Source organism: Streptomyces sp. 2A115, assembly GCF_052245575.1.
In the GTDB taxonomy this organism is placed as follows: Bacteria; Actinomycetota; Actinomycetes; order Streptomycetales; family Streptomycetaceae; genus Streptomyces.
Genome location: NZ_JBQQCG010000092.1, coordinates 13,481 through 33,230, shown reverse-complemented (window position 1 = coordinate 33,230; position 19,750 = coordinate 13,481). Strand labels below are relative to the sequence as shown.

The 19,750-nt window shown below is 70.9% G+C and carries 14 protein-coding genes; 11 read left to right on the top strand and 3 right to left on the bottom strand.

What is annotated here, in order from left to right; translation table 11 throughout:
* Nucleotides 1–156: 156 nt before the first annotated feature.
* From ACTWQR_RS46540 to nudC, 4 genes are all read left to right on the top strand, one after another.
* Complete coding sequence (locus ACTWQR_RS46540; protein ID WP_443233379.1) at nucleotides 157–3,855, top strand: UvrD-helicase domain-containing protein; 3,699 nt, start codon at nucleotides 157–159, stop codon at nucleotides 3,853–3,855.
* A gap of 150 nt (nucleotides 3,856–4,005) precedes the next feature.
* On the top strand, nucleotides 4,006–7,596 hold the full coding sequence (locus tag ACTWQR_RS46535; protein WP_443233378.1) for a UvrD-helicase domain-containing protein: 3,591 nt from the start codon (nucleotides 4,006–4,008) through the stop codon (nucleotides 7,594–7,596).
* 10 nt (nucleotides 7,597–7,606) lie between these two features.
* Nucleotides 7,607–9,010, top strand: a complete 1,404-nt coding sequence (locus ACTWQR_RS46530; protein ID WP_443233377.1) for a dipeptidase — start codon at nucleotides 7,607–7,609, stop codon at nucleotides 9,008–9,010.
* A gap of 86 nt (nucleotides 9,011–9,096) precedes the next feature.
* The gene (gene nudC, locus ACTWQR_RS46525) at nucleotides 9,097–10,044 is read left to right on the top strand and encodes an NAD(+) diphosphatase (RefSeq protein WP_443233376.1); all 948 of its coding nucleotides are present in this window, start codon (nucleotides 9,097–9,099) and stop codon (nucleotides 10,042–10,044) included.
* Nucleotides 10,045–10,056: 12 nt separating this feature from the next.
* Here the strand turns inward: nudC and ACTWQR_RS46520 are convergent, their stop codons facing one another.
* The gene (locus ACTWQR_RS46520; RefSeq protein ID WP_030929162.1) at nucleotides 10,057–10,299 is read right to left on the bottom strand and encodes a mycoredoxin; all 243 of its coding nucleotides are present in this window, start codon (nucleotides 10,297–10,299) and stop codon (nucleotides 10,057–10,059) included.
* Between the two features lie 151 nt (nucleotides 10,300–10,450).
* Here ACTWQR_RS46520 and ACTWQR_RS46515 point away from each other — a divergent pair, with 151 nt between their 5' ends.
* The 5 genes from ACTWQR_RS46515 (at nucleotide 10,451) to ACTWQR_RS46495 (ending at nucleotide 14,413) form a co-directional block, all read left to right on the top strand.
* Entirely contained in the window at nucleotides 10,451–12,742 is a 2,292-nt protein-coding gene (locus tag ACTWQR_RS46515; protein WP_443233375.1) for an ATP-dependent DNA helicase UvrD2, read from the top strand.
* Between the two features lie 164 nt (nucleotides 12,743–12,906).
* Nucleotides 12,907–13,221, top strand: coding sequence for a hypothetical protein (locus ACTWQR_RS46510; RefSeq protein ID WP_443233374.1), 315 nt, complete (start codon nucleotides 12,907–12,909; stop codon nucleotides 13,219–13,221).
* A gap of 174 nt (nucleotides 13,222–13,395) precedes the next feature.
* Nucleotides 13,396–13,764 (top strand): WhiB family transcriptional regulator, encoded by a 369-nt coding sequence (locus tag ACTWQR_RS46505; protein WP_054228178.1) that lies wholly within the window; start codon nucleotides 13,396–13,398, stop codon nucleotides 13,762–13,764.
* Nucleotides 13,761–14,084, top strand: coding sequence for a hypothetical protein (locus tag ACTWQR_RS46500; protein WP_443233373.1), 324 nt, complete (start codon nucleotides 13,761–13,763; stop codon nucleotides 14,082–14,084). The genes ACTWQR_RS46505 and ACTWQR_RS46500 overlap by 4 nt, the downstream gene beginning before the upstream one ends.
* A 119-nt stretch (nucleotides 14,085–14,203) precedes the next feature.
* Nucleotides 14,204–14,413, top strand: coding sequence for a hypothetical protein (locus ACTWQR_RS46495; protein WP_443233372.1), 210 nt, complete (start codon nucleotides 14,204–14,206; stop codon nucleotides 14,411–14,413).
* 72 nt (nucleotides 14,414–14,485) lie between these two features.
* Here the strand turns inward: ACTWQR_RS46495 and ACTWQR_RS46490 are convergent, their stop codons facing one another.
* Both ACTWQR_RS46490 and ACTWQR_RS46485 read right to left on the bottom strand, forming a co-directional pair.
* Nucleotides 14,486–15,874 (bottom strand): ABC1 kinase family protein, encoded by a 1,389-nt coding sequence (locus ACTWQR_RS46490; RefSeq protein ID WP_443233371.1) that lies wholly within the window; start codon nucleotides 15,872–15,874, stop codon nucleotides 14,486–14,488.
* Nucleotides 15,867–17,060 carry a TOMM precursor leader peptide-binding protein gene (locus ACTWQR_RS46485; protein ID WP_443233370.1) on the bottom strand — a complete coding sequence of 398 codons (1,194 nt, stop codon included), beginning with the start codon at nucleotides 17,058–17,060 and terminating at the stop codon, nucleotides 15,867–15,869. Before ACTWQR_RS46485 ends, ACTWQR_RS46490 begins: the two co-directional genes overlap by 8 nt.
* A 209-nt stretch (nucleotides 17,061–17,269) precedes the next feature.
* Here ACTWQR_RS46485 and ACTWQR_RS46480 point away from each other — a divergent pair, with 209 nt between their 5' ends.
* Together ACTWQR_RS46480 and ACTWQR_RS46475 are read left to right on the top strand one after the other, a co-directional pair.
* Nucleotides 17,270–17,866 carry a M48 metallopeptidase family protein gene (locus ACTWQR_RS46480; RefSeq protein ID WP_443233369.1) on the top strand — a complete coding sequence of 199 codons (597 nt, stop codon included), beginning with the start codon at nucleotides 17,270–17,272 and terminating at the stop codon, nucleotides 17,864–17,866.
* 152 nt (nucleotides 17,867–18,018) lie between these two features.
* Nucleotides 18,019–19,740, top strand: a complete 1,722-nt coding sequence (locus ACTWQR_RS46475) for a TerD family protein (protein WP_443233368.1) — start codon at nucleotides 18,019–18,021, stop codon at nucleotides 19,738–19,740.
* The last annotated feature ends 10 nt before the right edge of the window (nucleotides 19,741–19,750 follow it).

Below are 19,750 nucleotides of genomic sequence, written 5' to 3'. Positions count from 1 at the left end.
GGAGACGCGTGTGCCGAGAGGGAACAAGAGGAAGCCCTGCTTCCACCACATCCACCGGCGTAGCGTCGACGGCACGCATCCCCTTCATCCCGCGGCCACCGCCCTCCACACGCGGTAGTCCGCCAACCAGCACACCCACCAGGACCGGCGAACCACGTGAGCTCCTCTTCTTCCACCAGGCGCCTGTCGCACCCCCAGGGGCGGCAGGGGGCCCGTGGCGCTTACCGACTGGTGCGTACCCCGCCGGTCCGGGTGGCTCCCCCTCTGCTTGACGCAGGGCAACGCGCGGTGGTTGACCACAAGGCCGGCCCGCTGCTCGTCCTCGCAGGTCCTGGCACCGGCAAGACGACCACACTCGTCGAGTCCGTGGCCGCCCGGATCGCGCGCGGCGCGGACCCGGAGCGCGTCCTCGTGCTCACGTTCAGCCGCAAGGCCGCCGTGGAGCTGCGCGACCGCATGGCGCTGCGCATAGGAGCGGCCCGCGCGCCCCAGGCGACGACCTTCCACTCCTTCTGCTACGCCCTGGTCCGCGCCCACCAGGACAGCGACCTGTTCGTGGAGCCGCTGCGGCTGCTCTCCGGCCCGGAACAGGACGTGGCGGTGCGGGAACTGCTCTCGGGCCAGCCCAGCCTGGAGAGGCTCGGTCTCGCCCATGTGCGCTGGCCGGACGAACTGCGCGCCTGCCTGACCACACGCGGCTTCGCCGACGAGGTCCGCGCCGTCCTCGCCCGCAGCCGCGAACTGGGCCTCGGCCCTGAGGCACTGCGGCTCTTCGCGAGGCGCATCGGCCGCCCCGACTGGCTCGCGGCCTCCGCCTTCCTTGCCGAGTACCTCGACGTTCTCGACATGCAAGGAGTGCTCGACTACGCGGAACTGGTACACCGCGCGGTGCTGCTCGCCCGGCGCCCAGAGGTGGCCGAACGGCTCGCCGCGCAGTACGACGCGGTGTTCGTGGACGAGTACCAGGACACCGATCCGGCGCAGGTACGGCTGCTGCACGCGCTCGCGGGCGGCGGCCGCACCCTCGTCGCCTTCGGAGACCCCGACCAGTCGATCTACGCGTTCCGGGGCGCCGATGTGAACGGCATCCTGGAGTTCCCGGAGGCATTCCCGCGCGCGGACGGCACATCGGCGCCGGTCGAGGTCCTGAGGACATCACGCCGCTCGGGCGCCGGCCTGCTCGCGGCCACCCGGCTGGTGACCCAGCGCATGCCCCTGACCCGCCTCCCGGCGGAGAAAGTACGCGCCCACAGGGAACTGGCTCCGGTCCGGGGCGGAGGACGCGTCGAGGTCTACACGTACCCGACCCCCGGCACTGAGCTGGACAACATCGCGGACATCCTGCGCCGCGCCCATCTGGAGGACGGTGTCCCTTGGAGCGACATGGCCGTCCTGGTGCGCGCCGGCTCCCGCACCATCCCGACGATCCGCCGCACCCTCACCGCGGCGGGCGTCCCCCTGGACATCGACGGCGACGACGTGCCACTGCGCCATGAACCGGCGGTGGCGCCGCTGCTGACGGCACTCAAGGCGGTGGCCTCGGCGGAGCTGGGGGAGACCGGCGGGAGTGCGGTCGAGGAGCCTGAAGGTGCTGCCGGCGAAGAGGCCGAAGCGGCTGCTCACGCTGGAGGGGCTGCTCACGAAGAGCCGGAATCCGAAGGCGCCGAACAGGAGAGGACCGGATCGAGCGGGCCCCGGCCGGAAGCGCCCGGTACCGGGGAACCCGAAGGATCTGGAGAACTCGAAGGACCCGGAGAGCTCGAATCTTCCGGGGAACGCGCATCCCGCGAGGAATCCCAATCCCCTGAGGAACTCACATCCGCGGAGGAACCTGGATATCCCAAGGAACCCGCGTCCCCCGGGGAGCCCCGATTCGTCGAGGCACCCGGGTCGGAAGAAACCGGGTCAGAAGAAACCGCAGAAGAACCTGCATCAGAAGAACCTGCACCAGAAGGACCAGCCCCCGAAGAGTCCTGGCTCGACACCGAGACCGCGCTCACGCTGCTCGCGTCCCCGCTCGCAGGCATGGACGCCGCCGATCTGCGCCGCCTGGGCCGCGCCCTGCGCGAGGAGGAGCGAGCCGCGGGCAACCTTGTGCCGCCGCCCTCCGACGAGTTGCTGGCGCGGGCACTGGCCGAACCGGAGCGGCTGGTCGCCCACGACCCGTCGTACGCGCGCGGAGCCCAGCGCCTCGGCGCCCTGCTGCGGAAGGCCCGCGAGCGCCTCGCGGGCGGTGGTACGGCCGAGGACGCGCTCTGGGAGCTGTGGGACGGCACACCGTGGCCGCAGCGGCTGGAACGGGCCGCCCGGCGGGGCGGTGCGGCCGGGCGCAACGCGGACCGTGACCTCGACGCCGTGTGCGCGCTGTTCGCGACCGCGGCCCGCGCGGAGGAGCGCACCGGCGGCCGCGGCACCCTCAACTTCCTCGAGGAGATCGAGGCCGAGGACATCGCCGCCGACACGCTCACCCGCAGGGCCGTACGCCCCGACGCCGTACGCATGATGACCGCGCACCGCTCCAAAGGCCTGGAGTGGCGCCTCGTCGTCGTCGCGGGCGTCCAGGAAGGTCTGTGGCCGGACCTGCGCCGCCGCGGCTCCCTCCTGGAGGCCGACCGCATCGGACGCGACGGCCTCGCCGAACCCCTCACACCTGGAGCGCTCCTCTCCGAAGAACGCCGTTTGTTCTACGTGGCCGCCACGCGCGCGCGTGAGCGCCTCGTCGTCACCGCTGTGAAGGCCCCCGCCGCCGACGGCGACCAGCCCTCCCGGTTCCTCACCGAACTCGGCGTCGAGCCCAAGGACATAACGGGCCGTCCCCGCCGCCCCCTGTCCGTCGCCGCGCTCGTCGCCGAACTGCGCGCCACGACGGTCGACCCACGCGTGTCGGAAACGCTCAGGGAGGCCGCGGCCCGCCGCCTGGCCAGGCTCGCCGCGCTCGGCGACGAGGACGGCCGTCCACTCGTGCCGTCCGCGCACCCATACCGCTGGTGGGGCATGTACGAGCCGACCGAGAGCAAGGTGCCGCTGCGCGACCGCGACCACCCCGTAGTGCTCTCCGGAAGCGCCCTCGACCAGCTCGCCAACACGTGCGCCCTGCAGTGGTTCCTCGGCCGCGAGGTGAAGGCCGACGCGCCCGCGACAGCCGCCCAGGGCTTCGGCAACGTGGTGCACGTCCTGGCCGACGAGGTCGCCTCCGGCCGTACCCCCGCCGACCTCGCCGTCCTCATGGAACGCCTCGACTCCGTGTGGAACGCGCTCGCCTTCGACGCGCCCTGGAAGTCGGCGCAGGAGAAGGAACACGCGCGCGTGGCGCTCGAACGCTTCCTGAAGTGGCATGTCGATTCCAATGGCGCCCGCGCCGGACGGACCCCGGTGGCCAGCGAGCACGACTTCGACGTCACCCTCGAAGCGGGCTCCTACGAAGTACGCATCCGCGGCTCCATGGACCGTGTCGAGGCGGACACCGAAGGCCGCGCCTACGTAGTCGACTTCAAGACCGGCAAACAGACGCCGAGCGCCGCAGACGTGGCCCACCACCCACAGCTGGCCGTCTACCAGCTCGCCGTCCGCGAGGGTGCCGTCGACGAGGTCTTCGACGGCGAACGCCCCGACCCCGGAGGCGCCGAACTCGTCCAGCTGCGCCAGGGCGCCCCCAGGAAGGACGGCGGCGAGACCCTCCCCAAGGTGCAGGCCCAAGCACCACTGGAGGGGGAGTGGGTCGGCGACCTGCTCGCCACCGCTGCGGGCAAGGTCCTCGACGAACGGTTCACGCCGACCACCGGCCAGCACTGCTCCCACTGCTCGTTCCAGGCCTCCTGCAGCGCGCGGCCCGAGGGACGGCACGTCGTCGAGTGACCCCGGGCGCCGGGCCCGCGCCCCACGAGCGCCGCGTCGTCAAGCCATACCGGAAGTGACGTACCGCACCACACGTGCTGACCAGCTCATCTTCCGGCCCGGCCACCGATACTGCACCGACTGTCAGTGGGCGCGGCTAGCCTCTCTGACGTGCCAGCCCGTATCACCGATCCCGAGCAGCTCAAAGAGCTCCTCGGCATCCCATTCACCCCGGAGCAGACGGCCTGCATCACCGCACCGCCCGCCCCGCAGGTGATCGTGGCCGGAGCCGGCTCCGGCAAGACCACGGTGATGGCCGCGCGCGTGGTGTGGCTGGTCGGCACCGGACAGGTCGCCCCCGAACAGGTCCTCGGCCTCACCTTCACCAACAAGGCCGCCGGCGAACTCGCCGAGCGTGTCCGCAAGGCACTGATCAAGGCCGGCGTCACCGACCCGGACGTCATCGACCCCGACAACCCGCCGGGCGAGCCGGTCATCTCCACCTACCACGCCTTCGCGGGTCGCCTGCTCACCGACCACGGGCTGCGCATCGGGCTCGAACCCACCGCGCGACTCCTGGCCGACGCGACCCGCTACCAGCTCGCCGCGCGTGTCCTGCGCGAGGCCCCGGGGCCCTACCCGGCGCTCACCCGCTCCTTCCCCGACCTCGTCAGCGATCTCCTCACCCTCGACTCCGAGCTCGCCGAACACCTCGTACGCCCCGAGGAACTGCGCGCGTACGATGCCGGGCTGCTGCGCGACCTGGAGAGCGCCAAGCTCACCAACGCCGACCTGCGCAAGGTCCCGGAGACGGCCGCCGCCCGGCGTGAACTGGCCCAGCTGGTGGGCCGCTACAGGGCGGCAAAGCGTGAGCGCGACCTCCTCGACTTCGGCGACCAGATCGCCCTCTCAGCGACCCTCGCCCGCACCCGCCCCGAGGTCGGCGGCATCCTGCGCGACGAGTTCTGGGTGGTCCTGCTCGACGAGTACCAGGACACCTCGGTGGCCCAACGCATCCTCTTGGCGGGCCTGTTCGGCGGCGGCACGGGCCACCCGGTGACCGCCGTCGGCGACCCCTGCCAGGCGATCTACGGCTGGCGCGGCGCCTCCGTGGCCAACCTCGACGACTTCCCTGAGCACTTCGCCCACGCCGACGGCCGCCCCGCGACCCGCCAGGCGCTCAGCGAGAACCGCCGCAGCGGCGGCCGCCTCCTCGACCTCGCCAACGGCCTCGCCGAGCCCCTGCGCGCCATGCACGCGGGCGTGGAGGCCCTCCGTCCGGCCCCCGGCGCCGAGAGCGACGGCATGGTGCGCTGCGCCCTGCTGCGCACCCACGCCCAGGAGATGAACTGGCTCGCCGACTCCATCGCCCACCTCGTACGCACCGGAAAAGCGCCCGGCGAGATCGCCGTCCTGTGCCGCACAGCGACCGACTTCGCCGAGATCCAGGGCGCGCTCGTCGCCCGCGACATCCCCGTAGAGGTCGTCGGCCTCTCCGGACTGCTGCACCTGCCCGAGGTCGCCGACCTGGTGGCCGTCTGCGAGGTCCTCCAGGATCCGGGCGCCAACGCCTCGCTGGTCCGTCTGCTCACCGGCCCGCGCTGGCGGATCGGCGCCCGCGACCTCGCCCTCCTGGGACGCCGAGCCAGGCTCCTCGTGTCGCACGCGCGGGTGGGGGCCGACGACGACCCCGACCGGCGGCTCGCCGCGGCCGTCGAGGGAGTCGACCCGGCCGAGGTGATCTCGCTCGCGGACGCGCTCGACACGTTCCTGGAGACGCCACTGGGAGGCGACGGGGACGACGACGGGCTGCCCTTCTCGGCCGACGCGCGCGTACGGTTCGCTCGACTCGCCACCGAACTGCGCGACCTGCGCCGCTCGCTCGCCGACCCACTGATGGACGTCCTGCACCGGGTCCTCGCCACGACCGGCCTGGAAGTGGAGCTCTCCGCGTCCCCGCACGCCCTCGCCGCCCGCCGCCGCGAAACCCTCTCCAACTTCCTCGACATCGCCGCGTCCTTCGCCGCCAACGACGGCGAGGCCAGCCTCCTCGCCTTCCTCGGCTTCCTGCGCACCGCGGCCCAGTACGAGAAGGGCCTCGACAACGCCCTGCCCGGCGGCGAGAACACCGTCAAGGTGCTCACCGCGCACAAATCCAAGGGCCTGGAGTGGGACGTCGTCGCGGTCCCCGGCCTCGTCACCGGCACCTTCCCCAGCACCCAGGGCCGCGAAAAATGGACCGCCCAGGGCAAGGTCCTGCCACACGAACTGCGCGGCGACGCCGACACCCTGCCCGACATCGACGCCTGGGACTCCCGGAACATGAAGGCCTTCCACGAGGCCATGAAGGACCACCAGCACACCGAGGAACTCCGCCTCGGCTACGTCACGTTCACCCGCCCCCGCTCCCTGCTGCTCGGCTCCGGCCACTGGTGGGGCCCCTCCCAGAAGAAGCCACGCGGTCCCTCCGACTTCCTGCAGGCCCTGTACGAGCACTGCGCGGCCGGACACGGCGAGATCGAGGCCTGGGCGGACGAACCCGACGAGAACGAGGAGAACCCGGCGCTGCACGAAGCCGCCGGCGACCACGCCTGGCCTCTCCCGCTCGACGACACCGCGATGGCCCGCCGACGCGCGGCCGCGCAGACGGTGCTGGCCCACCTGGAGTCCGGACACTCCCACGAGACGGCCCACCCCTCAGCCCACGACGCCCCGGGCCCGTACGACGATCCGGACTGGCCACCTCCGCCCGAGGAGGACGAGCCCCCTTACGGGGACGGCGACTTCGCGGACGAGCCCCCGTACGCGGACGAGCCCCCGTACGCGGACGAGCCCCCGTACGCGGACGAGCCCCCTTACAGGGAGGCCGATTTCGAAGTCGCGCCCCACAGAAAAGCCGATTCCACGGACACCGACCCCGGCGACTGGGAGCCGCGGACCACGAACCGGCCGAAGGTCCCGCACCCCACTCCCGCCCCAGACGCCCGCCCGCACCCCCTGCCAACCGCTGCCGAGGAGCGCCCCACCCCCGAGGAAGCCCGCACCATCGCCTCCTGGGACCGCGACCTGGACGCCCTCACCGGAGAACTCCTCCGCGCCCGCGCGAGCGTCACCGACGTACCCCTGCCGGCCTCCCTGACCGCGTCCCAGCTACTGCGCCTGGCCGCCGACCCGGACGCCTTCGCACAGGAACTCGCGCGCCCCATGCCGCGCCCGCCCCAGCCGGCAGCACGCCGCGGCACCCGCTTCCACGCCTGGGTCGAAGCCCGCTTCGAAGAACTGCGGCTGCCGATGCTGGAGCCCGAGGAACTGCCCGGCAGCGAAGCCGACATCGCCGACGAGCGCGACCTCGAAGCCCTCAAGGACGCCTTCGAACTCACCCCGTACGCCCACCGCACCCCGTACCGCGTCGAAGCCCCCTTCCAGCTCGCGATCGCCGGACGCGTCGTACGCGGCCGTATCGACGCCGTCTACAAGGAAGGCGACGGTGACGGGGCGACGTACGAGATCGTCGACTGGAAGACCAACCGCACCCGCACCGCCGACCCCCTCCAGCTCGCCCTCTACCGGCTCGCCTGGGCCGAGCAGCACCACGTGCCCCTGGAATCCGTGCAGGCCGCCTTCCTGTACGTGCGCAGCGGCGAGATCGACCGCCCCGAAGCCCTGCCGGACCGGGCCGCACTGGAGCGGCTCCTGCTGGAAGAACCGCCCGATGGGGCCCTTGACGAACCGCCGGACCAGCACGCTCGCGTGGACGGATAGGCTCGTGGCCATGAGCAAGACTCCGGACAGCGCCGTCCGCACGTACATCGAGCACCACCGCGCCGCCTTCCTCGACGACCTCGCCGAGTGGCTGCGCATCCCGTCCGTGTCGGCGCAGCCCGACCACGTCGCGGACGTACGGCGCAGCGCCGACTGGCTCGCCGCCAAACTCCAGGAGACCGGCTTCCCGACCACCGAGGTCTGGGCGACCGCCGGCGCCCCCGCAGTCTTCGCCGAGTGGCCCTCCGACAACCCACAGGCACCCACGGTCCTCGTCTACGGACACCACGACGTACAACCCGCCGCCCGCGAGGACGGCTGGGACACCGACCCGTTCGAGCCCGTCGTCCGCGGAAACCGCCTCCACGCGCGCGGGGCCGCCGACGACAAGGGCCAGGTGTTCTTTCACACACTCGGAGTCCGCGCCCACCTCGCCGCGACCGGCGGTACCGCACCCGCCGTCCACTTGAAACTGCTCATCGAGGGCGAGGAGGAATCCGGCTCCCCGCACTTCCGCGCCCTCGTCGAATCGCGGCGGGAACGCCTGGCCGCCGACGCCGTGATCGTCTCCGACACCAGCATGTGGTCCGAGGACACCCCCACGGTGTGCACAGGCATGCGCGGCCTCGCCGAGTGCGAGATCGAGTTGTACGGGCCCGACCAGGACATCCACTCCGGTGCCTTCGGCGGCGCCGTACCGAACCCCGCCACCGCGGCCGCCCGCCTCGTCGCCGCCCTGCACGACGAGCACGCGCGCGTGGCCATCCCCGGCTTCTACGAAGGCATCACCGAACTCAGCGACCGCGAGCGCGAACTCTTCGCCGAACTGCCCTTCGACGAGGAGCAGTGGCTGCGTACCGCCAAGTCGACGGCCACCTACGGAGAGGCCGGACAGACCACCCTCGAGCGCATCTGGGCCCGCCCCACAGCCGAGGTCAACGGCATCGGCGGCGGCTACCAGGGCCCCGGCAGCAAGACGATCATCCCGTCATCGGCGATGGTGAAGCTCTCCTTCCGGCTCGTCGCCGGACAGGACCCCGACCACATCGAGAAAGCCGTTCGCGTCTGGGCCGCCGAACAGCTACCCGCCGGAATCAGCCACGAGATCACCTTCGGCGCCGCCACCCGCCCGTGCCTGACGCCCCTCGACCACCCGGCCCTGCAGTCCGTCGTACGTGCCATGGGCCGCGCCTTCGAGCAGGAGATCCGCTTCACCCGCGTGGGCGGTTCAGGGCCCGCGGCCGACCTCGAGGAAGTCCTCGCCGCACCCGTGCTCTTCCTCGGCATCTCGGTCCCGTCCGACGGCTGGCACGCCCCCAACGAGAAGGTCGAAATCGATCTGCTCCTCAAGGGCTCCGAAACCGCGGCCTACCTATGGGGCGATCTGGCCCAGAACTGGCGAGATGCACCCTGAAAAAGGCCCGCGGCACACACCCCGCCGTACATCCCTCTGAACCGCCCGCCGAAATAACCGTTCCACCGGGGGAGTTGGAAGCACCCGTGACCACCTGGACCGATCACACCGCCGACCGTCCCATCTCACTAACCGCCCCCAGCGGCATCGACCGGGCCGCCCACCACCGGCTCGACGAGGCCTGGCTCGCAGCGGCGTGGAGCCACCCCACCACCCGCGCCTTCGTGGTCTCCGGCGGCCAGGTCCTCATCGACGAGACGACGGACGGCACCACCGAACTCGTCATGACCCCGTCCTTCGAAGCCCCCCTCACCGAAGCACACCGCTATTTCCTGGGCACCGACGACGACGGCGTCAGCTACTTCGCACTCCAGAAGGACGCACTTCCCGGCCGTATGGACCAGTCCGCGCGCGCGGCGGGCCTGCGCGAAGCAGGCCTGCTCCTGTCGCCCCGCGACACGGCCCTCATGGTGCACGCGGTCGCACTGGAGAACTGGCAGCGCCTGCACCGCTTCTGCTCCCGCTGCGGCGAACGCACCGTGATCGCCGCAGCCGGTCACATCCGCCGCTGCCCCGCATGCGGCGCCGAGCACTACCCGCGCACCGACCCCGCCGTGATCATGGCCGTGACGGACGACGAGGACCGCATCCTCCTCGGCCGCCAAGTGCACTGGCCCGAAGGCCGCTTCTCCACCCTCGCGGGCTTCGTCGAACCCGGCGAATCCATCGAGCAGTCGGTCCGCCGCGAGGTCTTCGAGGAAGCCGGAGTCACCGTCGGCGAGGTCGAATACGTGGCCAGCCAGCCCTGGCCCTTCCCCTCCAGCCTCATGCTCGGCTTCATGGCCCGCGCCACCTCGGCGGAGATCAACGTCGACGGCGAGGAAATCCACGAGGCACGCTGGTTCTCCCGCGAAGACCTGCGGGCCGCCTTCGAGTCCGAGGAGGTTCTGCCTCCGTACGGCATCTCGATTGCGGCCCGCCTGATCGAACTCTGGTACGGCAAGCCCCTGCCGACGCGGGGGACAGCCGCCTGAGGCACGTACCCGCTACGCGCCGATCTTCTGCTTGACCTGCGCCAGCGAAGGGTTCGTGAGCGTCGAGCCGTCCGGGAAGAGGACGGTGGGAACTGTCTGGTTTCCGCCGTTCGCCTTCTCCACGAAAGCCGCGGAATCCGGGTCCTGCTCGATGTTGATCTCGTTGTACGTGATGCCCTCACGGTCCATCTGGCTCTTCAGCCGACGGCAGTAGCCACACCACGTGGTGCTGTACATCGTCACAGTGCCCGGCATGTCTCTTGTGCTCCTTCGCCGCTGGGAGTGCGTCTTCGCAGTGGATGGAACGTACGCGACCGGGCCGCCATTCCCATACGCGCCCGGGGGAGCCGCGGGTACCCGGCGGCGAAGAGAGCGGAAGTGACTCCGGCGTGACGCGGCGTCCGCCGTGCCGAGCCGAGCGCCTGCCGCATTAATACGACTGCAACCGCCTCCCTGTGGACAACCGGCGCACCCGTCTCCACCGACCTGGCAGCATGGCGGGGTGACAGCAGCAACGCATTCCACCCTCTTCCCGCAGGCCCCCGACACGGCCGACGCGGTACTCGAAGGGCTCGACCCCGAGCAGCGCGAGGTCGCCACCGCCCTGCACGGCCCGGTGTGCGTGCTGGCAGGAGCCGGCACGGGCAAGACCCGCGCCATCACCCACCGCATCGCCTACGGGGTACGCGCCGGGATCCTCCAGCCCTCCAGCGTGCTGGCCGTCACCTTCACCAACCGCGCCGCCGGCGAGATGCGCGGCCGCCTCCGCCAGCTCGGCGCCTCCGGAGTCCAAGCCCGCACCTTCCACTCCGCCGCCCTGCGCCAGCTCCAGTACTTCTGGCCCAAAGCAGTCGGTGGCAGTCTGCCCCGGATCGTCGACCGCAAGATCCAGCTCGTCGCCGACGCCGCGGCCGCCTGCCGCATCCGCCTCGACCGAGGTGAGCTGCGCGACGTCACCGCCGAGATCGAGTGGTCCAAGGTCACCCAGACCATCCCCGCCGACTACGCGGCCGCCGCGGCCAAGGCCGGCCGCGAAGCCACCCGCAACCGCGCCGAGATCGCCCAGCTGTACGCCGCCTACGAGGACCTCAAACGCGACCGCGCCGTCATCGACTTCGAAGACGTCCTGCTCCTGACCGTCGCCATCCTCCAGGACCAGCACGACATCGCCGAAGCAGTCCGCGCCCAGTACCAGCACTTCGTGGTCGACGAATACCAGGACGTCAGCCCCCTCCAACAGCGACTCCTCGAACTTTGGCTCGGTGAGCGCGACAGCCTCTGCGTCGTCGGCGACGCCAGCCAGACGATCTACTCGTTCACCGGCGCAACCCCAGACCACCTCCTCGACTTCCGCACCCGTCACCGCGGAGCCACCGTCGTCAAACTGGTCCGCGACTACCGCTCCACCCCCCAGGTCGTCCACCTCGCCAACGGCTTGCTCGCCCAGGCCCGAGGCCGCGCCGCCGACCACCGCCTGGAGCTGATCTCCCAACGTGCCCCAGGACCCGAGCCCACCTACGCCGAGTACGCCGACGAGCCCACCGAGGCCGAAGGCGCCGCCCGCCGCATCCGCGACCTCATCGCCTCAGGCATCGCCGCGAGCGAGATCGCCATCCTCTTCCGTACGAACTCGCAGTCCGAAATCTACGAACAGGCCCTCGCCGACGCCGGAGTGCCCTACCAACTGCGCGGAGCCGAGCGCTTCTTCGACCGCCCCGAAGTGAAGAGAGCCATCCACGCCCTGCGCGGAGCCGCCCGCTTCGGAGGCAACGACTCCCTCCTCGACGACGCCCCCGACCTGCCCTCGCAGGCACGAGCCGTCCTTTCGGGAGACGGCTGGACGCATGCACCCCCGGCGGGCTCCGGAGCCGTCAGAGAGCGCTGGGAGTCCCTCGCCGCCCTCGCCCACCTGGCTCAGGACTTCGCCACAGCCAAACCCGACGCCACCCTCGGCGACCTCGTGGCCGAACTCGACGAACGCGCCGGCGCCCAGCACGCCCCGACCGTCCAAGGCGTCACCCTTGCCTCCCTCCACTCCGCCAAAGGCCTGGAGTGGGACGCCGTCTTCCTGGTCGGCGTCGCCGAAGGCATGATGCCGATCAGCTACGCGAAGACCGACGAACAGATCGAGGAGGAGCGCCGCCTCCTCTACGTCGGCGTCACCCGCGCCAGAGAACACCTCTCCGTCTCCTGGGCGCTGTCCCGCTCACCCGGCGGCCGCCCCAACCGGCGGCCCAGCCGCTTCCTCGACGGCCTGCGCCCCGGCTCTGGCACCACCGCGACCCGCGGCGGCACGGCCGGCCCCGGCGGCATCGAACGCGGCACCCAGGGCAGCGTCACCGGCGTCACCCGACGGGCGAACCGCGCCCCGGCCCGCTGCCGGGTCTGCGGCCGCACCCTCAGCGACGCAGGCGAGATGAAACTGATGCGCTGCGAGGACTGCCCCTCCGACATGGACGAGGGCCTCTACGAGCGGCTCCGGGACTGGCGAGCTGTCCAAGCGGAACGCAGCGGTCAGCCGGACTTCTGCGTCTTCACGGACAAGACGCTGATGGCCATCGCCGAGGCAGTCCCGTCCAGCCCGGCCGAACTGGCCCACATCCCAGGGGTCCTCGCACGCAAGCTCAGCCGCTACGGTCCCGACGTGCTCGCCATCTGCGCAGGTCAGGAACTTGAGACGGACGAAGACCAGGACTGATTCAAACTCGTCGAAAAAATAGTTTGCGCATGCCCCAGCAATCCCCATAGGTTCTAAAGCACGGAAACGGCGGCCTTCTCCAAGGCCCTGGTTCCGTGCTGTACTTAATAACCGTCGGACCGGCTCACCCCGGTCCCCAGAGACGCCGAGAGGAGGCGATTCCAGTGATCAGCATCAACAGCAGCTCCGTCAGCACCGTCAAAATGACCGATCGCTCGGTCGTCTCCACCTGCCTGCTCGGCTTCTCGAACCTGGGCACCGGTCTGTCCGGCATTCCCGCTGTCCGGCCGGCGTCCTCCGTGTCTCTCGCGGTCCTTCCCGTCCGTGAGCGCAATGAGCGACCGATGAAGGCACTGGAAGCAGTAGAGGCACAGGCGCAGGCCTATGCCTTTGCGGCCGCCGGTGCCGGAGCCGCCAAGCAGACGCACCACACGATGTGGGCCTTCCGTGGGCCTGACCCCTGGAGTGATCCAGCCTGATCGACGATCAGGCCGGCGCCTTCAGGGCCGCGGAACCCCACCCGGGATCCGCGGCCCTTCTGTTTGTCCCCGATCAGGGATGGCAGAGCGAAGGGGCCTCGGGACAAGAAAAGAACCCGGTACCAGCCGCCAACCGGCCAACCGGCCGGCACGACCAGACGAGGAAGACCAACCGTGCAACTCGAAGCGCACGCCCCGTCCGTACCGCCTTCCGAAACGATCCCCCCGCCCGGCCTCACGGAGGACTCCACCTTGATCCCGCTCACCGCGCTCACCGCGCTCGACGACGCCATCGAGAACCTCGGCGTACCCGTCCCCTGCCGCTCCTACGACCCGGAGGTCTTCTTCGCCGAGTCGCCGGCCGATGTCGAGTACGCCAAGTCCCTCTGCCGCACCTGCCCGCTGATCGAGGCCTGCCTCGCCGGCGCCAAGGAGCGGCGTGAGCCCTGGGGCGTCTGGGGCGGCGAGCTCTTCGTCCAGGGTGTCGTTGTCGCCCGGAAGCGGCCGCGTGGCCGCCCGCGCAAGAACCCGGTCGCGGCATGAACACCACAGGAACGATCGATCGCCCCCTGACGCACGACCCCAAGAAACAGGCCCCGATGAAGCCGTCCACGAACGAGCCCGCCGGCTCCGCGATTCCAGACTTCACCACCACCAGTGCGAACGACTCGCGCCAGAACAGGACCCGAGAGATGCAACTCATCCCAGAAGCCATGGCTCGTGCGCATATGCGCGAGCGGATCCATGAGGCCGAGCAGGAACGCCAGGCGATGCGCCTGGTGATGGCCCGCCGCATGCAGCGCCGCGCCGAGCGCGCGTCACTGCGCGCCCGCCGCGCCCTGGCCATGGCGGTCATGCAGTAAAGCCCGTTGACGCAACGGCAACAGAAACAATCGCGGTTCGCGGGGGTCGGTCCGAACGGACCGACCCCCGCGGTGCGTTGTGCCTCTGGATCCGCCGATCCCGGCGCTATGGTCGCCGCGTGACGAGTCTTCCCGGGGACAGTGACAACGCCGGCTCCACCCCGGAGCCCCAGCCCATCGTGTGCGCCCGCTGCGGCGTCACATCAGAAAGTCCCCCGCTCACCTGGACCTGTTCCGTGGAAAACGGCGCCCGCCGCTACTTCTGCGGGAACTGCGCACGGGCCAATCTGCGGGCGATCGAGGGGCGGTTGGACTCGGCTTGGTGGTGAACTACCGACTCTCCTGGGGGCCTCCCCCCCCCGCCCCCCCTCCCCTCGCCCCTCAAAAACGGCACCCCAAACTCACGCCTCAGCCGCCGATCCCCCCTCCTCTTCCAACACCGCCTCCTCGTCCGGCAGGAAGCCCGGAAGCCAGCCCTCGAGTTCATCCCGCAGCCGTACCGTCGCGCCCAGCTGGCACAACACGCCGATCGTGCTCAGCGTCACCCGGTGTATGAGGAGGTACGCCGGGGGGAGGTTGAGCTGCTTGCCGAGTTGGTGTGCGGGGGAGCGGGGGTCGGCCACTCGGGCGGCCTGGCTGCGCATCCAGCCCCGGCTGAAGGTGAACTCGTCGACCTGGGCCGGCTCGATGATGGGGAGCAGGTATTCCAGGACGGCGTCCGGGTCGAGCTCTATGGACTCCTTGACGAAGCCCTCCTCGCGGAGCAGGTCGTAGACGGCCTCTGCCTCGCCGTCGAGGGTCATGCGGAGCGAGTCGCCGATCGTCGACGGCAGGCCGCCCGGCAGGCGGTCCACCGTGCCGAAGTCCAGGACGCCCAGACGCCAGCCGCCCTTGCCGTCGGGGTCTTCCGGGTCGTCGGGCAGGAGGCGGAAATTGCCCGGGTGCGGGTCGGCGTGCAGCAGGCCGGTGCGGGACGGGCCGGAGAAGAGGAAACGGGCCAGGAGCTGGCCTGCTCGGTCCCGCTGCTCCTGGGTGCCGTCGTTGATCACTTCTGACAGCGGTATTCCGTCGATCCACTCCGTCACGAGCACCTGCTCGCGCTGGTGGACCACGGCCGGCACCAGCACATCCGGGTCGTCCGCGAACTCCTCCGCATGCGCCTGCTGTGCCTGTGCCTCCAGGGCGTAGTCGAGCTCCTCGGACACCCGGTCGCGCAGCTCCGCGATGAGCGGTTTGATGTCCATGCCCGGCATCATCGGACCCAGCAGGCGGGCAAAACGGCTGAGCTGGTTCAGATCGGACAGCAGTGCCTCGCCCGCCCCGGGGTACTGGACCTTGACCGCGACCTCCCGGCCGTCGTGCCACACGGCCCGGTGGACCTGTCCGATCGACGCCGCCGCGGAGGGCTTGTCCTCGAACTCCAGGAACAGGTCGTGCCAGTCCTCGCCGAGCCGTTCCTCGAGTACGGAGTGCACCGTGCGCGTCGGCATCGGTGGGGCCGCCTCCTGGAGCTTCGTCAGCGCCGCGCGGTACGGTCCGGCGACCTCTTCGGGCAGCGCCGATTCGAAGACGGACATGGCCTGTCCGAACTTCATCGCACCGCCCTTGAGTTCGCCGAGCACCTTGAACAGCTGTTCCGCCGTGCGCTGTTGCAGCTCGCGGCCCACGATCTCCGCGGACTTGCCGCCGATTCGTTTGCCGAGTCCCCAGGTCGCCCGCCCGGCGAAGCCGAGCGGTAGTGCGGCGAGCTTGGCGGTTCGGGTGACCGCCTTCCGGGGAAGATCAGACATGCGCCCTCCAAGTACCGGCCAGCCGTGCCGCGCGCGGCTGTTGCCCGGACATTGTCTCGTGCGGCCTTTCGTCGTCCGAGGTCTGCTCCCCTTTAGCATGCTCCGCGGTCCCGCATGGGCATGCGGGATGCTGCCAGACCGGACGCGCGTGCCAGTCGAAACCGGGCACGGAGACCTCCAAGCGAGCTCCCGCGCTCGACGGTAGCTCTCCGTCCAGGAAAGCGAGCGCGTGGCCCGCTGCCAGCCCGGCGACCGTGGTCGAGAGTGTCAGATCGCACGGCGCTACGTGGCGGGACTTTCCGGAGCGCCACTGGGCGAGCAGGCGCGGCCAGGCCGGGTCACGGTCGGTGCGCCCCAGGTCCAGACAGCCCGCGCAGGCCGTGTCGCCGGGCAGGACCAGGGGGCCGACGACGCCTGTGCCCTCTACCACTCCGGCGTACAGATGAGGGGTCCCGGAGTCGATCAGCGGCTCGGCCGCGGTCGGATCGGGCGCGTGGGCGGCCAGGCCGTCCCGGGGCGCGATGATCACCAGAGACAGGCCCGGGTCCCCTTCGCCGGAAGTCGGCTGGGCACCGCCGTGCCCGGGCGGTCGGTCGGGTGCCGCCCGGCGCACCGCACGTCCGGCGGCCGCGTCCCTGCGCTCGCCGATGGATTCGACGGGCAGTCCGCCCGGCGCCACGTCCCACGGTTCGACACAGCCGCCGTCCTGCACGTCGACGCGGCCCACGCCGGCGCCCGCCAGCGCCGTCGCCAGGACCACTCCGACCCGGCCCGCGCCCCGTACCTGCACGCGCAGTGAGCGACGGGCCGTCAGGCGGCGCATCGCGTCGCCCGGTTCGGGGGCGACCAGGGAGAGCGAGGCGAGGTCGGGGCGCAGCCGGTCCAGGACCGCCGGTTTTTCGCGCAGGGCGTCGGCGGCCGGGCCGCCGCCCGTCGCGTCGTCCAGCAGTCCCGCCCGGGCCAGCCGCTCCACCAGGCCGTCGACATGGCCGTCGGGCAGGCCCATGCCGCGCCCCTCGTCACGTAGGAGGGGAAGCCCGCGTGTTCCGTCCAGCAAGGTCAGGAAACTGCCCGTCGCCGTGTCCATCGGGCCGAGCACCATCGCGTGTGCGGGTGCCATCCCGAACTGCACGGTGTTGAGATCCCTCCAGCCGCGCCGCAGCGCGGGTTTCACCATCGGATGCATGACCGACCCCCGTACGTCCCCGTTGCGCCGGCGGTGGCCGTCCTGCTCCGCCGGTCGAATGTCAGCATGCCCGCATTGCCCGTCCCGTGCCGAAAGTTGTCCACAGGTAGTGGATATTCGTCGTACAAATTGAGCGCGCGGGGTGCGGTTCGGCATCGATGCGTCCCGGAGGCGGGACTTCCACCATGTAGAACGGGTAACGTCGGGGCGTGCCCGCCGACCCACTGCACCGCGCCGGAAACCCAAAGCGCAGCACGACGAGCCAGCCGCCAAGCGGCTCGGGGGCGAGCGCGATCGAGGTCCGCAGGAGCGCGCGCCGGCGCAGAACGGTCTCCGCGTACCGGGAAGGCGATCGCACCGTCGTACTCATTCCCGCCCGGATGTCCGAGGCGGAGGAGCAGCGCTGGGTGAGCGTCATGCTCAACAAGCTCGCCGCCCAGGAGAACAAGAGGGTGCTCGGCGACGCGGAACTGTCCGAGCGTGCCGCCCGGCTCTCCGATCTGTACTTCGACGGCCGGGCCAGGCCCACCTCGGTCCGCTGGGTCACCAATCAGAACACGCGCTGGGGCTCGTGCACCCCGGCCGAGGGCAGTATCCGCCTTTCGCACCGGCTGCAGGGCATGCCCGAATACGTCGTCGACTACGTCCTCGTCCACGAACTCGCGCATCTTCTCGTGCCGGGCCACGGGCCGGATTTCTGGCGGCTCCTGGAGGCCTATCCGCGCACCGAGCGGGCCCGCGGCTATCTCGAAGGAGTGGTCGCCGCCGACCGGCTGCCCCACCTGCCCGCGGCGCGCGGCGAGTGATGTCGGCCTGATGCCGAGACCCCCGGACTTGCGCCGGGACGGCTGGAAGCAGTGATTCTGTACCGGGTCTGTACCGGCTTCGTCCGCGGCTGGATTTTGCCGTTAGCCTGACGCGACGCACTCGTATCGGGATGGGGGACGGTCGATTACGCATGGCCAGGGAATTCCAACGCGGCCACAAGGCCAAGATCAGTGACCTCACCGCGGGCACCGATTTGTACGTAGGTGTGCAGATTGCCGGCCCCGGACTGACCTTCGACATCAGCTGTTTCGGTCTGGACGCCGATGAACGGCTTTCGGACGACCGGTACTTCGTCTTCTTCAACCAGCCGAAGACTCCCGAGGAGTCCGTTCAGCTTCTCGGCGTGCAGGCGGGTGACACGGAGTCCTTCCGCGTCACGCTCGACAAGATCCCGCCGCAGATCCAGAGGCTGTCGTTCACGGCGACGCTCGACGGCGCCGGGCAGCTGTCGCAGATCGCCCCGGGATACATTCGCATCGTCGCGGGCGGCGAGGAGGTGGCCCGGTACTCCTTCGACGGAGCCGAGTTCTCCACCGAACGCGCCGTGATGCTGGGCGACTTCTATCTCAAGGACGTGTGGCGGTTCGCCGCGGTCGGGCAGGGTTTCGACGGCGGACTCGACGCGTTGCTGAAGAACTTCGGCGGTGAGGTCGCCGAGGAGGAGCCCGCCGCCGCGCCTGAGCCGCAGGGCGCCGCCCCGTCGTTCGCTCCGCCCGCCCAGGCCGCCGCGCCGCCCGCCTTCGGGGCCCCGGCGGGTCCCGCGGCCCCGGCACCCGGGCATGTACCGGCAGCCCCGGCGCCGCAGCCCGTCCAGGGTTTCGCGCCGCCTCCGGGAGCCACGCCACCACCGGCGCCCGCGCCTTCGGTGCATGCCGCGCCGACCATCGTCGCGCCCATGACTCCGCCCGGCGGAGCTCCCGTACCGCCTCCGGCGCCCGCTCCCGCGCCCTATGGGCAGCCGGGGCAGCAGCCTCCGTACGGCCAGACTCCCGGCCAGACGGCACCCCTGCCGCCCGGTTACGGACAGCCCCAGGCACCCCAGGCGCCTGCCCCGCCGCCGGGTTACGGTCAGCCGACCGCGCCTCCGGGCTACGGCCAACAGCCGCCGTTCGGGCAGGCGCCCGGTCAGCCCGGCGCTCCGGGCGCGCCCGCTTCGTACGAAGCCCCTCAGGGCGCTCCCGCGGGCGGCGCTGGTGTCGCCGCGGCGCTGCAGCCGTACAAGGAGGCACCCACCGGGCAGCGGTGGACCCAGCAGAACAAGAAGATGGTCCGTGTCGATCTCGGCATGGGCGGCGACCAGGCCGTGCTGGCCCGTCAGGGCAGCATGGTGCTCTACCAGGGCAAGGTCGACTTCAGCTACAAGGGCGCCGGATTCTCCGGCCGGATCGTGGGAAACGCGACCGGCCAGGAGATGCAGCTGATGCGCTGTTCGGGCCGTGGCCAGGTCTTCCTCGCCGACAACTCCGCCATGCTGCACCCCATCGAGCTGCAGGGCGACGCGGTCTGTGTGTCCGCGGAGAACGTCCTCGCCTTCGATGAGACGCTGCAGTACGAGGTGCGCCGGGTCGAAGGGCACGGCATCCCCGGAGGCGCGCTGTTCACGATGCAGTTCCAGGGGACCGGCACGATCGTCGTCAAGACGCGCGGTGTGCCCGTCGTGCTGCCGGTGACGCCGACGACGTTCGCGGACTGCAACGCCGTTGTCGCGTGGTCCGCCGCGTCCCAGGTGATCGTTTCCAGCCAGGTGCGGATGCGCCGGAACGCCTACCCGGGCGACACCGGGGAGAGTGTGAACCTCCAATTCCGCGGTGCGCCCGGCAATTTCATCGTCGTCCAGCCGTACGAGGTCTGAGGGAGCCCGT

Excerpts from the sequence above, each read along its gene's own strand:
- ACTWQR_RS46500 (WP_443233373.1), top strand. The coding sequence starts at position 13,761 with ATGAACACCACAGGAACGATCGATCGCCCCCTGACGCACGACCCCAAG.
- ACTWQR_RS46485 (WP_443233370.1), bottom strand. The coding sequence starts at position 17,060 with ATGCATCCGATGGTGAAACCCGCGCTGCGGCGCGGCTGGAGGGATCTC.
- ACTWQR_RS46490 (WP_443233371.1), bottom strand. The coding sequence starts at position 15,874 with ATGTCTGATCTTCCCCGGAAGGCGGTCACCCGAACCGCCAAGCTCGCC.
- ACTWQR_RS46520 (WP_030929162.1), bottom strand. The coding sequence starts at position 10,299 with ATGCCGGGCACTGTGACGATGTACAGCACCACGTGGTGTGGCTACTGC.
- ACTWQR_RS46530 (WP_443233377.1), top strand. The coding sequence starts at position 7,607 with ATGAGCAAGACTCCGGACAGCGCCGTCCGCACGTACATCGAGCACCAC.
- ACTWQR_RS46475 (WP_443233368.1), top strand. The coding sequence starts at position 18,019 with ATGGCCAGGGAATTCCAACGCGGCCACAAGGCCAAGATCAGTGACCTC.